11 protein-coding genes are annotated in these 14,004 nt (G+C 58.7%); 7 read left to right on the top strand and 4 right to left on the bottom strand.

The features are described from left to right. Positions 1–444 precede the first annotated feature (444 nt). From QZ326_RS06760 to QZ326_RS06745, 4 genes are all read left to right on the top strand, one after another. The gene (locus QZ326_RS06760; protein ID WP_295742982.1) at positions 445–657 is read left to right on the top strand and encodes a FeoA family protein; all 213 of its coding nucleotides are present in this window, start codon (positions 445–447) and stop codon (positions 655–657) included. Between the two features lie 18 nt (positions 658–675). After that, positions 676–897: a ferrous iron transport protein A gene (locus QZ326_RS06755; protein ID WP_295742979.1), complete on the top strand. Its 222-nt coding sequence runs from the start codon at positions 676–678 to the stop codon at positions 895–897. Between the two features lie 265 nt (positions 898–1,162). After that, positions 1,163–3,367, top strand: a complete 2,205-nt coding sequence (feoB, locus tag QZ326_RS06750; RefSeq protein WP_295742977.1) for a ferrous iron transport protein B — start codon at positions 1,163–1,165, stop codon at positions 3,365–3,367. A gap of 10 nt (positions 3,368–3,377) precedes the next feature. Next, the gene (locus tag QZ326_RS06745; protein WP_295742974.1) at positions 3,378–3,527 is read left to right on the top strand and encodes a FeoB-associated Cys-rich membrane protein; all 150 of its coding nucleotides are present in this window, start codon (positions 3,378–3,380) and stop codon (positions 3,525–3,527) included. A gap of 167 nt (positions 3,528–3,694) precedes the next feature. Here QZ326_RS06745 and QZ326_RS06740 read toward each other — a convergent pair whose 3' ends face one another. Together QZ326_RS06740 and QZ326_RS06735 are read right to left on the bottom strand one after the other, a co-directional pair. Then, positions 3,695–4,876, bottom strand: a complete 1,182-nt coding sequence (locus tag QZ326_RS06740; protein ID WP_295742971.1) for a pyridoxal phosphate-dependent aminotransferase — start codon at positions 4,874–4,876, stop codon at positions 3,695–3,697. Positions 4,877–4,957: 81 nt separating this feature from the next. After that, positions 4,958–5,467 carry a GNAT family N-acetyltransferase gene (locus QZ326_RS06735; RefSeq protein ID WP_295742969.1) on the bottom strand — a complete coding sequence of 170 codons (510 nt, stop codon included), beginning with the start codon at positions 5,465–5,467 and terminating at the stop codon, positions 4,958–4,960. A 158-nt stretch (positions 5,468–5,625) separates the two neighbouring features. Between QZ326_RS06735 and QZ326_RS06730 the strand changes: the two genes are divergently transcribed. Continuing rightward, complete coding sequence (locus tag QZ326_RS06730; protein ID WP_295742968.1) at positions 5,626–5,994, top strand: hypothetical protein; 369 nt, start codon at positions 5,626–5,628, stop codon at positions 5,992–5,994. Between the two features lie 104 nt (positions 5,995–6,098). Here the strand turns inward: QZ326_RS06730 and QZ326_RS06725 are convergent, their stop codons facing one another. After that, the gene (locus QZ326_RS06725; RefSeq protein WP_295742965.1) at positions 6,099–6,551 is read right to left on the bottom strand and encodes a small multi-drug export protein; all 453 of its coding nucleotides are present in this window, start codon (positions 6,549–6,551) and stop codon (positions 6,099–6,101) included. A 560-nt stretch (positions 6,552–7,111) separates the two neighbouring features. Here QZ326_RS06725 and QZ326_RS06720 point away from each other — a divergent pair. After that, positions 7,112–10,597 carry an S-layer homology domain-containing protein gene (locus QZ326_RS06720; protein WP_295742962.1) on the top strand — a complete coding sequence of 1,162 codons (3,486 nt, stop codon included), beginning with the start codon at positions 7,112–7,114 and terminating at the stop codon, positions 10,595–10,597. 69 nt (positions 10,598–10,666) lie between these two features. Here QZ326_RS06720 and QZ326_RS06715 read toward each other — a convergent pair whose 3' ends face one another. Further along, the gene (locus tag QZ326_RS06715; protein WP_295742959.1) at positions 10,667–11,179 is read right to left on the bottom strand and encodes a hypothetical protein; all 513 of its coding nucleotides are present in this window, start codon (positions 11,177–11,179) and stop codon (positions 10,667–10,669) included. 207 nt (positions 11,180–11,386) lie between these two features. Here QZ326_RS06715 and QZ326_RS06710 point away from each other — a divergent pair, with 207 nt between their 5' ends. Further along, positions 11,387–13,804: an O-antigen ligase gene (locus tag QZ326_RS06710; RefSeq protein ID WP_295742956.1), complete on the top strand. Its 2,418-nt coding sequence runs from the start codon at positions 11,387–11,389 to the stop codon at positions 13,802–13,804. Positions 13,805–14,004 lie beyond the last annotated feature (200 nt).

Raw genomic sequence — 14,004 nt, 5'->3', positions numbered from 1 at the left:
ACCACCGAGATCTACACTCTTTCCCTACACGACGCTCTTCCGATCTCCAGCAGCGCCTGATGACAAACGCCTATTATCCTTTCGACCTGGAGGCCGAAGAGGCTATCTACCGCAAGTGCTATTGATTTTCCAGAAAACAGCGGAGCGCCGGATTTCCGGCGCTCCGCTGATCTATTGAAGAAAGGACGGAGCCGTCCGGCCTGTGAGCAGCGCCATCCAGATCCGGCCAGAATCTGTGCAGTTCTCCAAATCGGAGGCCTGCGGGACAGATTTTTCGCCCATGAGTTTGTTACAACAAACCAAAATCCAAAAACCAGATTTCTGCCTCTTGACAAATGCAGGACTTTTGTGTTAAACTTTCCACGAAAACAGGGTTAGATTTAGCTAACCCTTATTTTTCCGACAGCGGTTAGTTTTAACTAATTACATGGAGGGAGCGTGTTTATGGTGCCATTGTCAATGGTAAAGCCAGGCGAGACTGTGACCATTCGGAAAATCACCGGGAAGGACGAGATCCGCCAGTACCTGGCAGAACTGGGGTTTGTGACGGACTGTGCTGTGACGGTGGTCAGCGAGATCGCCGGAAATCTAATCTTACAGGTGAAGGACAGCCGTGTGGCGTTGGACCGCACCATGGCAAACCGCATTATGATATGAGGACAGGAGGAAAGCAGCATGAAAACATTAAAAGACGCCAGGGTGGGTGAGACCGTCACTGTGGTGAAGCTCCACGGCGAGGGTCCGGTGAAGCGCCGGATCATGGATATGGGAATTACCAAGGGCGTAGAGCTCCACATACGGAAGGTAGCCCCTTTGGGGGATCCCATGGAGCTGAATGTCCGGGGATACGAGCTCAGTGTCCGCAAAGGGGACGCCTCTATGATTGAGGTTTCCTGAGGGGGCTTTGTTCCGGCGGACCGTCAAAAAGGCCTGCGGTCTTCCCAGACAGCCGGTCTGATATCTCGGTTTTTAAACGGCGCTGCCATTTGGAGGCCTGCCGCTCGGCGGCCGGAATCATGGAAAATCTTTCATTTGTCTTCGGCAAATCAACCGGAAAACCACAGCCTTTTCATGGCCTTTTCATGGCCTTTTCTTTGCGCCCACGGGCGCTGGTTTTTCGGGGCGCAGTTAGTTTAGAATAACTTTGAGAGGAGAATGTGAAATGGATATCAAAATTGCGCTGGCCGGCAATCCGAACTGCGGCAAGACTACGTTGTTCAACGATCTGACCGGATCCAGCCAATACGTGGGCAACTGGCCTGGCGTGACTGTAGAAAAAAAAGAGGGCAAGCTCAAGGGCCACAGGGACGTGGTTATTCAGGACTTGCCCGGCATTTACTCCCTGTCCCCCTACACCCTGGAAGAGGTGGTCGCCCGGGGATATCTGGTAAATGAGAAGCCCAACGCCATTTTGAACATTGTGGACGGCACCAATATCGAGCGGAACCTGTACCTCACCACCCAGCTCATTGAGCTGGGGCTGCCGGTGACTGTGGCGGTGAACATGATCGACCTGGTGCGAAAAAACGGCGACGAGATCGACCTTCAGAAGCTGAGCCAGGCGCTGGGCTGCACCGTGGTGGAGATGAGCGCCCTGAAAAAGGTGGGCAGCCAGGAGGCCGCAGAGGCCGCCGTCCAGGCCGCTCAGGCTGTGAGAACCCGCGAGCTGCCCCATGTGTTCACCGGCAGCGTGGAACACGCCATTGCCCATATTGAGGAGTCCATTTCCGGCCTGGTGGATGAGCGGTATCTCCGCTGGTACGCCATCAAGATCTTTGAACGGGACGAAAAGGTTCTGGAGGAGCTGGCCCTAAACGGCGAACTGAGAGCCCACCTGGAACAGCACATTGTGGACTGCGAAACCGAACTGGACGATGATGCGGAATCCATCATCACCAACCAGCGCTATGCGTACATCAACTCCGTGGTCACCAGGGCGGTGAAGAAAAGGGCCGCCAGGCACAGCCTCTCGGCCTCCGACAAGATTGACCAGATCGTCACCAACCGTATTCTGGCTTTGCCCATCTTCGCGGTGGTCATGTTCTGCATTTACGCCATTGCCATGGGGGGCTGGGCCATCTCCATCGGCACTATGGGTACCGACTGGGCCAACGACGTACTGTTTGGCGAGTGGGTTCCCGGCCTGTTTGACACCATCCTGGGTGCGCTGCATGTGGCCGGGGACGGCTGGCTCTACGGATTGATCCAAGACGGCATTGTGGCCGGCGTGGGCGCGGTGCTGGGCTTTGTGCCCCAGATGCTGGTGCTGTTCTTCCTGCTGGCCGTTTTGGAGGATGTGGGCTACATGGCCCGTGTCGCCTTCATCATGGACCGGATCTTCCGCCGCTTCGGCCTCTCCGGCAAGAGCTTTATCCCCATGCTGGTGGCCACGGGCTGCGGCGTCCCCGGCATCATGGCCTCCCGGACCATTGAGCAGGACCGGGACCGGAAGATGACCATCATGACCACCGGCTTCATCCCCTGCGGGGCCAAGATGCCTATTATCGGCCTCTTCGCCGGCGCGGTGTTCGGCGGGTCCGCGCTGGTTGCTGTGTCTGCATTTTTTATCGGCATCGCCGCCGTGGTGATCTCCGGCATCATGCTGAAGAAATTCAAAGCCTTTGCAGGCGAGCCTGCCCCCTTTGTCATGGAGCTGCCCGCCTATCACGCCCCATCTATGAGCAACGTCCTGCGGGCTACCTGGGAGCGTGGCTGGAGCTTCATCAAGCGGGCCGGTACCATTATTCTGCTGAGCTCCATTGTCCTCTGGCTCCTCCAGGGCTATGGCGTTGTGGACGGCGTATTCCAGGCTGTGGAGGACAACAACGACTCCCTGCTGGCCTCCATCGGCGGCGCCATCGCCATCATCTTCGCACCTCTGGGCTGGGTGGGTGACATGGCCTGGAAAGCTACCACCGCCACCTTCACCGGCCTGATTGCCAAGGAAGAGGTCGTCAACTTCTTCGGTGTGGCCTACCACTACGCCGGTGAGGCGGACTTGCTGGAGGACGCCTCCGATATCTATGCCGCCATTGGCGCAGAATTCGGCGTGATGTCCGCTTACAGCTTCATGATTTTTAACCTCCTCTGTGCTCCCTGCTTTGCCGCCATGGGCGCCATCAAGCGGGAGATGAACAATGCCAAATGGACCTGCGGAGCCATCGGCTATATGTGCGGCTTCGCCTATGTGATCTCCCTGATCGTGTTCCAAATCGGCGGCCTGTTTACCGGCGAGGCCAGCCTCGGCCTAGGCACCGCTGCGGCGGTGGTTCTGCTGGCGGGTATCCTCTATCTGCTGTTCCGCAAGGGCTATCGGGGGGAGAGCGATGGTTACCGCCTGACCTCTGTAGCCGCCATGCGGTCCTAAGGAGGCTGTGATGAACGCACTGATAGGCAACGGCGTCGCACTACTGGCGCTGGCAGTTGTTGTGGGACTTGCGGTCCGCTCTCTGTGGAAGTCCCACAAGGCGGGCGGGCACTGCAATGGCGACTGCGGCAGCTGCGGCGGGTGCCATCACTGTAAATAACGGGGCGGTCGGGACTGATGGGAAGCGGTCCCGCCGCAGAAAAGCGCGGGAGATGGCAGACCATCTCCCGCGCTTTAATAGCGGTTTGCAAAATTACGGACACGAGGCCGCCGTCCTCGGCGGCCCGCCTCCCAATTGTCCGCTGTGATTGGGGGACCGCCGGTGTGTCACGCGGTCTCAATCAGCTCCCTGAACACCGGCAGGCTCCGCTGGATCATGTCGTAGTCCACACAGGTGCTGACCCGGAAGTAGTCCGGGCAGCCGAAGTCGCCGCCGGGGACCACCAGCAGATTTTTCTCCTTGGCCCGGTCGGAGAAGGCCTGGGCGTCCCCACCAGGGGCCTGGACGAACATGTAGAAGGCCCCCGTGGGTTTGGCGCAGTGATAGCCGTATTCCGTCAGGGCCTCGTAGAGGGCAGTTCGGTTGCGGTCGTAGGCGTTGAGGTCTGGACGCACCGCGGCGCATTTTGCCACCACCAGCTGCTGGAGGGAGGGGGCGCAGACATGGCCCAGCACCCGGGCCGCTCCGGCCACGGCGGCGTAGACCCGCGGACTGTCCTCCGCCCGGTCCGGGACGCAGACGTAGCCGATGCGCTCCCCCGGAAGAGAGAGGGACTTGGAGTAAGAGTAGCAGACAATGGTGTTGGGGTAGATGTTGGGGATGAAGGGCGGCTCCGCGCCGTCGTAGCTCAGCTCCCTGTAGGGCTCGTCCGCCAGGATGTAGATGGGGTGGCCGTACTCCTGAGACTTGCGGGTAAGAATCTCCCCCAGGCGCTCCAGCGTCTCCCGGGTGTAGACCACGCCGGAGGGGTTGCAGGGGGAGTTGACGATGATACCCTGGGTATGGGAGGTGATGCGGGCTTCCAGCTCGTCAAAGCGGATCTGGAAAGCGTCCCGGTCGGCGGGCACCACCACAAATTTGGGGCCGTTGGCCTCCACAAAGGGGCGGTACTCGGCGAAGTAGGGGGCGATGGCCATGATCTCAGCCCCCTCAACGGCCAGGGCCCGGATGGCGGCAATCAGCGCCGGAGCCGCGCCGCAGGTGAAAAAGAGGTTCTGGGGCTTGATGTGGGCGTCATAGCGGGCGTTCAGGTCCGCCGCCACGGCGGCGCGGGCCTCGTCGCTGCCTCCGGCGGTGGTATAGCCGTGAACGGACAGGCTGTCCCGGTCCCGAACGATGGAGATGAAGGCCTCATTCACCTCCGGAGGGGAGGGGATGGAGGGATTGCCGATGGAGAAGTCGTAGACGTTTTCCTTACCCACGATTTTTGCCTGTTTCAGGCCGTATTCAAAGAGCTCCCGGATGCAGGACCGCTTGGAGCCAAGGGCGTACATGGTTTCTGAGACCATAGGGGGGGTCACACTCCTTTTGTTGTCTGGGGTCAAGGTTCGGATAAAGAGAGATTACCACGGCTGGGGGCGTCTGTCAAATCACAATCCGAACTCCGGCGCGTAGTTCACCGCGCCATTGAGCGGCTCCGCGTCCTCCCGGAGCTTTAGCACCATGAAATTGGCGGAGGGAATCCCCTCCGGGACAGTGACGCCGAACTCTTCCGCCGGGCGGTAGCCCGCCCGGGGATAATAGTGTTCGCTTCCCAAAACCAGGATATAGGCGGCTCCCAAGGCTGCGGCCCGCCTGTGGGCCTCCTCCATCAGGGCGGCGCCCACCCCCTGCCGCTGAAACTCCGGCCTTACAGAGAGAGGGGCCAGCGCCAGAACGGGGTCGCCGCCCACAGCCGCCCGGGTCAGCATAATGTGGCCGGCCAGGATACCGTTTACCTCCGCCACAAGGGCCAGCTCCGGCAGATAGGCCGCTCCCTTCCGCAGGGCCTCCACCAGATCCTGTTCGCTGCCGTCGGCGTGCTCGGCGCCGGCAAAGGCGTCTTTAACCAGCCGGCAGATCTCCGGATAATCTGCTTCGCACTCCTGTCTGATCCGCATGCGGCGCCCTCCTTGAAATTTTTCTCCATCATACCCGATGGAACCATGTTTTTCAAGAGGAATTTCCGCTGCTTGCGGCAGACTGGGCCGTGTGATATAATTCGGAATAAAAAACGCCCGGCGGAGCAAGCTGGAATACATATGGAGGAGGAGTGAATTTGGGCTGCGGAACATCAAATTGCGAAAAATGCGGCGGATGCGGAGGCGGCTGCCGCCGGGAGATCGTGCTGACGCCGCCGGAGGCAGCGCTGCTGCTGCGGCTGGGAGAGGTGGCCTTTTTGCCGGTGGCCCGCCGGTACGACGGCGAGACGCCGGTCTGCCTGGAGGAGGCGGACTACACCCCGGCGGAGTACAGCGAGGCCCTGTCGTGGCTGCAATTGAAGGGGCTGGTGAGCCTGGACTACGATCTGCCCCTGAGGAATTTCGACTACGCCGCCTATGGGGAGTATCCCCTCCGCGGCAGCGCGGCCCTCACCGCTGCCGGGCAGGAGGCGGTGGAGGTTCTGGAATTGCAGGGGGCGGAATGAGTATTTACATTCATGGGGCGCGCCTTGTGGCGGCAGCGGCGCTCTTCCGGCGCAGGGGGAGGAAAAACCGGGCAGAAGCGCGTCTGCCCGGTTATATCAAAACGCTATCCCAGCATTCCCGCCACACCGCAGGTCATCGCTGTTACAAACGCGCCGGCGGCCACTACGCCAAGGACGATGGCCGGCAGCGCCGTCCGCATCCGGATGTCCAGCACGTCTGCGACCAGAGCCCCGGTCCAGGCGCCGGTGCCCGGCAGGGGAACCGCCACCAGCAGGATCAGACCCAGGGTTCGGTATTTGCGCACCTTGCGGCCTTTCAGATGCGCCCGGCGCTCCAGACGGTCAATCAGTGCGCCCAGCCGGGGGAAGCGGCGGAGCCAGCGAAAGGCGTACCGGAGCAGAAGCAGAATAAGGGGCACGGGAAACAGATTGCCCAGCACAGCCGCGCCCATAGCCGTCAGAGGATGCAGTCCGGCGGCTACGCCGAAGGGGATGGCTCCCCGCAGCTCCACCACCGGCAGCATCGCCATAAAAAATGTCATCAAAACCGTTTTCAAACAGCTCCCACCTGCTTTCACACTCCTGTTGCCTCAATATGGTTTTCTGATTTGCGGTGTAATTGTAACATACTTGACAGCGCGGCGCAACTGTTTCCGCCGGCCGGGTCTCATGGAGACCCGGCCGGCTTTGCGCACCGCTCCGATATGTTACAATTCTATTATATATAGTATATATCCATCGATTCTTCCGGCCCGCCGTGCTATGATTGGAAAACGGGAGAGATGTGGCCGGACTGCGGAAGTAAACATATCATATCTGATTTTTTTGAACAAAAAAGCGGGAATTCCAAGGGCTGGAATTGAAAATACCACCTTTTCCAGTAATGTTACAGTTACATTACAAGCGAATAAAATCTATTGCATTTTGGGTTTTCGTCTGTTATCATGCAAACTGAACGAACGAGGGAGACCCCCCGGCAGCCCGGTATAGATACAGCTCAGGCTAGCCGCGGTATGTATACCGTGTGAAGGGAGATCCTCCGAGGGCGTTCAAGAACTTCAATGCCGGCCGCCCCCTCCGGGGACGAACGGTAAATAAAAAAGGAGGAAGATCCACCATGAAGAAGTTCCTTTCTATGGTGCTGGCCCTGGTTATGGTCATGTCTCTCGTGACCGTTTCCGCCGGCGCCAAGGACTTCGCGGACAACGACAAGATCACCTATGATGAAGCCGTTGCCGTGGTGTCCGAGGTGGGTATCGTCGACGGCTATGCCGACAGCGAGTTCAAGCCCGCCAACACCCTGACCCGTCAGGCTGCTGCGAAGATCATCTGCAACCTGATCCTGGGTCCCACCACCGCCGCCGAGCTGCACGCGGATACCGCTCCCTACCGGGACGTGCCCGCCAACAGCGAGTTCGCCGGCTACATCGCCTACTGCCAGAGCCGCGGCATCATCAGCGGTTACGCTGACGGCGCTTTCCGGCCCGGCAACACCCTGACCGGCTATGCATTTATGAAGATGCTGCTGGGCGCCCTGGGCTATGACGCCACCCTGGAGAACTACGTTGGGGCCAACTGGTCCATCAACGTGGCCAAGCAGGCTCTCGGCATCGGCCTGGACGACGGCCTGGTTGAGGAGTTCAACGGCCTCAAGGCTGTGACCCGCGAAGAGGCCTGCCTGTATGCCTTCAACACCCTGCAGGCCGACCTGGTGGAGTATGGTCAGCGGCTGACCACCAACATCAACGGCACCGAGGTTACCCTGTCCTCTGGCGGCGCTCAGAGCCGTGAGTGGCAGTCTCAGCAGAGCCGGATCAACAACATCCGCGAGGATAACATCATGCAGTTCGCGGAGGAGTATTTCCGCAAGCTGGAGAAGCGCCGCGGCCGCGACGATTTCGAGCGCCCCGGCTACACCTGGCTGTATGACAAGGAAGAGATCGGCACTTACGTTGATTGGTCTCTGCAGATCGGCGAGGACTACACCTCTGGTGTGACCGGCCGCGACCTGTATGACCTGCTGGGCAGCACCAATCTGCGGGACAACGATCTGACCTACTATGCCAACGGTCTGGTTCCCGGCACCAGCAACCCCACCGCTTCCAATCCCCAGTCCTTTGCCAACGGCGGCGACAACATCGTTGTTGCTGACGACGTGAACCGCGCCAACCAGAAGGACGTGGGCATCACCGGCAACGGCGTCCTGACCCAGGTCTTCCTGGATAAGGATCACGAGGAGATCACCGTGACCTCCATCAGCACCTGGCTGGTTCAGGCCACCGGCGATTACAACGAGAAGCGCGAGGACGCCTCCTTCGACGTCCACAGCAAGTATCACGGCGTCACCTTCAGCAAGACTGTTGACGTTGACGATTTCGCCGGCGTCGTGGATGTGCAGGAAGACGACTGGTATCTGGCCAAGATCACCTATAAGCACAATCCCGGCACCCGCGCCGCTGATGGCAACATCGTGGAGCTGGTTACCCCCGAGATCCTGGATGAGAGCACTGTTACCAAGTTCTCTGCCAGCAGCAGCGGCCAGGGTGGCAATGTCACCAAGCTGACCGTTGGCGGCACCGAGTACAAGGACAACGAGAACGCCTATTATGACACTGCTGTCCTGGGCGACTACGAGGAGAACCTGCTGACCGACTCCAAGTACAATGTGTACCTGGACGAGTACGGCTACTTCATCGGCGTTGACCTGTTCGAGGGCACCAAGAACTATGTGTTCATCACTGGCTTCGACCGTCCCACCAGCAACCTGTCCATCAAGACCGCCGACGCTGCCGGTATCTTCCTGGACGGCACCATGAAGACCATCAAGGTCAACGTGAGCGCCACCAATGACAACATTGAGGATGTCAACCCCCTTTATGGCGGCATTGACACCGGTAAGCACCCCGAGTACTTCCTGAAATGGGATTCCGATCTGCAGGTGAGCGCCAGCGACGACGGCATGTATGCGCTGAACCGCTGGTTCACTTACACCACCAATGCCGACGGCGTGTACACCCTGAAGCCCGCCACCCGCATGGTTGTCCACAAGTACACCGCTGAGACGACCATCAAGACCGACAACCTGTACGTTGACGACAACGTCCTGAGAAAAACCGATGAGCCTTACAAGGATCTTGGTTGGACGGCAGGCCCGCCCTCTGGCCCCACTGGTCTGTACAGCAATCCGGCCGCTTATGGTGTTACCAGCAGCGAGCGTGTGTACGGCAACGATGACTCCGTGTTCCTGACCGTTGACACCGACGAGGTTGATACCACCACGAACCGTCCCGTGGGCCAGAAGGCTCTGGCTATCACCGAGGTCACCGGCATGTACACCGGCGTGCAGAACTCCGAGATCGAGATCGAGTACACCTCTCCCCTGGAAGAGGCTCAGGTCTACATCGTCTATAACAGCGACAACTACATCGTTGGCGCGGTTATCGACGGCGAGGGCGACGGCGGCACCGGCACCATTGCCTATGTCACCAGCGGCCCCAAGAGCGAGCGCCTTGAGAACGGCAACTATTACTGGGAGTTCGATGCCATCCTGAATGGCACCGTGCAGACCCTGACTGTGAAGGACACCAGCCGCGCTTCTCTGAACACCCTGCGCGCTGAGTCTGACGACACCCATGAGGCCATCGGCGATTTCGTCGCCCGCAGCGGCGGCACCATCACTCCCAGCCTCGGTAACTGGAACGCCAGAGACGGCCTGGTTGAGCTGCGCTTTGATGCTGACGAGTATGTCACCAGCATCCGTTCCGTTGAGGAAAAGGACATCTACAGCTACTTCGGCGATAAGAACCAGACCCCTGGCGATGACGGCTTCGGCGGCGCCACCAGTATCACCACTAAGGTGGATACCTACGCCCCCGGCTCTTATCTCGCTACTGATTCCATCGCCACCAGCGATGCCAAGGCTTACCGTGTCGGCGGCGTGAACGCCTACATGGTCGGCGTCGGCAAGACCTGGAAGATGGACGCCAGCACGAACAACCACTATGACTCCGCTCCCAATCAGCTGAAGCTGGTGGGCCATACCCTGTACACCACCAACGACCAGCACGATGAGGGCCTGGCTCTGGCCTCTGACGCCAAGGCTGTCCTCATCCAGTGGGAGAACGGCGATTGGGAGACCACCGAGTACAGCACCGTCAAGGGCGCTGTCAACAACGTGGCTATGAATCCCAGCACCGGCGAGTTTGAGGGCGAGATCGTGGCTGCTCTGAACAGCAACGGCACCGCCGCCTGGGTTGTCATCACTAGCTACAACGAGGTCCGTCGTGGTACTCAGACTCCTGGCGGCCGTCTGACCGGCATTGACGCCCGGACCCTGACCGCTTACGGCTGGGACAATAGCAACGGCATTATCACCTATGAGCTGACCAACGCTGCGAGCGGCACTACCTACACGGTTGTCCTGGAGCAGCTGACCGAGAGCGGCCGGTGGGCCGAGATCGACCGCTGGACTCAGGTCGGTGGTTCTGGTGTTGTTGGTGGTTACACTAACGTCTATACCAGCCCCTGGATGGGTCGGTATACCGTGAGCCGCACTTACCGCCTGAGCTGCGAGGGCTTCACCAGCATGGTTGCTCAGAAATAAGTAACCCCTTCCCCCTTCGTGTTTGAGTGACACAAAGAAGACCCCAGGCTTCGGCCTGGGGTCTCTTTTTTACGTTCCCGCGTCCAGCAGGGCCACGACCTGGTAGGTGACGCCCTGGGCGTTCATTCCCTCGGCCGCCGTGCGCCCGCCGGACCAGGACATTGTCTTTCCGGACCAGGCGATGTCGTACCGTTCATATACGGTCCCCCCTTCGTAGTATGTCACGCCGGGCGCGGCGATGAGATGGTAGGTCCGGGGCGCGGCCACATAGACCAGCTTGGGTGCTTTGGGAAAGGTGAGCACCTTGGGCTGCTCCGCGCTCAGCGTGCCGGTTCCCACGTAGGTGGTGGTGTAGAGCTGGCAGTTTCCCAGCTTTGCTATGGCGGTATTCAGGGCGGAAATGGCCTTGGTCCGGGCGGAAGTCTCTTTGGTCAGGGCAGACTGGGCGGCCTTGGCGGCAATGGCGGTGTCGTGGGCTTTCAGGGCGGCGTCAATTTTGGCGTTGTCCTGATTAAAGGGCTCCATCTGGATACGGTCGGTTTTGGCCCATTGGGTCAGCTTGTAGTTGGGTGTCTGTGTCATGGCGCGTCCTCCTTAAATGAAAGTGGCTTCATGAAGGGGGCCGCGGTGGGAAAAGTTGTACGCCGGCGTGCCCGCGGCGGTACGAAATATAATAAAATTTGTGCGCAGGCGTAACATAAGAGAATTCCGGCGCGCCGTTTTCCGGGGGCTTGAAAAGCGCCGCAAGTTGATATATAATCATAACATCAATTGCAGGAGGAGCTTGCCTTGAAACGAAAAAGATCTGCCGCGGCGCTGTCCGGTCCCCGCTGGGACATGCTGACAGTTGTCCTCTTTTCCATATTTCTGTTTTTTGCCATGCACCTGTGGACGGAACAGGCCTCCGTATGGTTTGCCTTCATTGCCCTGGCGCTGTGTGTTGGACGCACGCCCTGGCGGCTGGCCGGGGAGCGGTTCTGTGTCTCCGTGATCGCCTTTTTGGCTTTTATGGCGCTGTATGGCGCGGCCGCTGTCTATTCGCCCTTCGGCAGCTCGGCGGTCCGGGATTTCCGGGGGGGATTGGCGGCCTTTGCGGTGGCGGCTCTGGTGCTTTTCCGTCTGGAAAAGAGGCATGTCCGGGGGGTGCTGTGGGGCATTGCGGGGGTTTGCGCGGTGGTGAGTCTGCTCTGTACCAGTTCAGCCTGCGGGGGGCCGCTGTATGAGGCCTTTCTCAGTATTATGGATCTTTTTGAGTCTGGGACGGCCTATGTCGGCGAAATTCGAGACATAGCGGGCCGTGTCAACGGCATTTATAACGACGCCAATGTCTCCGCCAGTATTCTGGCTCTGGGGACCATGATATCCCTGTATCTGGCGCAGACCGGAGAGAAGTGGTGGGAGCGGCTCCTGGCCTGTGTGCTGGTAAGCGCGTCGGCGGTGGGGGTTCTGCTCTCCGTCAGCCGCGGCGCGATTTTGTGCTTTGGGCTGTCGCTGGTGGTATGGCTTGCCGCAGTGGGAAAAGGCCGGCGGCTGCGGCTCTTTTTGCTGATGGTGGCTGCCGCGGGGGTGTGCCTGCTGGCGGCGGTCCCCGTTATGCCGATGGTTGCGCCTGGGGCGGTGCTGCCGAATTTGCTGGTGTTGGGCTCCGGCGGAGTGATTTTCCTGCTGGATTGGGCGGCGGGAGACCGGCTGCTTTCGCGCTTAGCCGGACATGAAAAGGGAATTGCGGTGCTGTGCGGAGGCGTTGCCGCGATAATAGCTGTCTTTTGTGCGGCGGCCCTTACGGTGACGGGACCCTTTACCTTTAGCGGGAGGGCGTTGGTGCGGTCCGCGGTCCTGGAACCGGGGACTTATTCATTGTCAGTCGACGGAGACGGTCTCAGTCAGGTATATGTATATAGCCAGTCTGAGGCGGAGGCACTGATGAATACCCGGCAAAGATTGTACAGAGGAGCGCCGGAGGATGTGACTTTTACTGTTCCGGAGGATGCGGAGCGGGTGTTCTTCCGCTTTGACGGCGAAGAGGGAAACGGTGTTCTTCGCTCCGCGGTTATTTCTGACGGGACAGAACTGCCCCTGCGTTATAAGCTGCTGCCGGAGGGGATTGCCGCCCGGCTGCACCAGGGGCTGTTTTCCGGAAACAGCTTCCTGCTCCGTGTGCAGTATATAAAAGATGCCTGGAAGATTTTTTGTCAGAAGCCGCTGTGCGGGTATGGATTGGGGAGTACGGATAATCTCTATCCGGCGGTTCAGCCTTTCTATTATACCTCCCGTTATGTTCATAACTATCTTCTGCAAACCATGGCTGACCAGGGGCTTCTGGGGACGGTCTCCCTTTTGACATTTCTGGGGGGATGCCTCTGGTTATTGATTAAGCGTCTGAGAAAAGAGCAGGATGCTCTGGCCGCGCTGTTTGCCGCCTGCTGGGTAATGGTGAACAGCCACAGCCTTATGGAGATTAACTTCTCTTTGCAGGCCTATCAATGTGTTGCTTTTGTGTTGCTTCTCCTGCCGGTGGCGCTTTACGGCGAACCCCTGCGGATAGGAGTGGCGAAGCTGAGCAGTATGGCGGTATGCGCGGTGTTTTTGGTCTATCTGGCGGCTTTCGGCGGCTTGATGGCGCTTCGGCAGCGGGTTCAGTGGGAATCCTCCATGCTGCGGGCCACAAGCATGGAGGAGCTGATGTCTGCCCTGGACAGCTATGCTAAGCGGGATGTTTTCGATCCCGCGCCCTATGAGGTGGAATATGTGGCCGCTGCCGTGTCGGATACCAGCGGACTGTACAACATGAAAATGCTGGAATATGTGGAGAAAATCCGCAAATCTGGCAGTTATCCTTCCTGTGCGGCGCTGCTGGAGAACTACTATCTGCCGGCCGGGGATTTCGTCGGAATATTTGAATGTTCCCGTGAGTGTTTGCTGCAAAGGGCCTCTTACGAGGCGGTTTGGAATGAGCAGATGGATTTTTATCGAAACGAAGTGCTCTCTGCCGCTGGAGAAAAAAATGCCAATGTGTTTTTGGAGGGAGTGTTGGAATTCCAGGCACTGCTGGAAGAGGTCAATTCGGATCGCGTAGAAGAGATTGTTCTCACAAAGGAGAACCAGAAATTTGTGAATGTGGCCTTATCTGCCAGGGATTTAGAATTGTCTGATGGGATATTGTATCAATATCTCGCATCCGGCGGAAAGTCAGGCGTGGAAACTTGAATGATCGGCTGTACTTTGTATAGTGATGAATTCATCGGTAATCCCTGAAATGACCAGAGAGTAAAATGGTCATTTCAGGGATTTTTTTAGAAAATATACCTTTTTCGATAAAATGCTGGCATCAACTGGATAGGGGTGTTAGGTGGTGTTCACATAAGGAAAAAAGGATGATATAATTGGGAATAGGGAACAGAACAGTA

This window comes from uncultured Oscillibacter sp. (assembly GCF_910587525.1).
In the GTDB taxonomy this organism is placed as follows: Bacteria; Bacillota; Clostridia; order Oscillospirales; family Oscillospiraceae; genus Oscillibacter.
Note: the sequence above shows the minus strand (reverse complement) of the source record. Positions and strands in the feature narration are given on the sequence as shown.

Bases quoted from the DNA above. Each gene is read 5' to 3' on its own strand.
- QZ326_RS06740 (WP_295742971.1), bottom strand. From the start codon at position 4,876: ATGGTCTCAGAAACCATGTACGCCCTTGGCTCCAAGCGGTCCTGCATC.
- QZ326_RS06745 (WP_295742974.1), top strand. From the start codon at position 3,378: ATGAACGCACTGATAGGCAACGGCGTCGCACTACTGGCGCTGGCAGTT.
- QZ326_RS06760 (WP_295742982.1), top strand. From the start codon at position 445: ATGGTGCCATTGTCAATGGTAAAGCCAGGCGAGACTGTGACCATTCGG.
- QZ326_RS06720 (WP_295742962.1), top strand. From the start codon at position 7,112: ATGAAGAAGTTCCTTTCTATGGTGCTGGCCCTGGTTATGGTCATGTCT.
- QZ326_RS06715 (WP_295742959.1), bottom strand. From the start codon at position 11,179: ATGACACAGACACCCAACTACAAGCTGACCCAATGGGCCAAAACCGAC.
- QZ326_RS06735 (WP_295742969.1), bottom strand. From the start codon at position 5,467: ATGCGGATCAGACAGGAGTGCGAAGCAGATTATCCGGAGATCTGCCGG.
- QZ326_RS06755 (WP_295742979.1), top strand. From the start codon at position 676: ATGAAAACATTAAAAGACGCCAGGGTGGGTGAGACCGTCACTGTGGTG.
- feoB (WP_295742977.1), top strand. From the start codon at position 1,163: ATGGATATCAAAATTGCGCTGGCCGGCAATCCGAACTGCGGCAAGACT.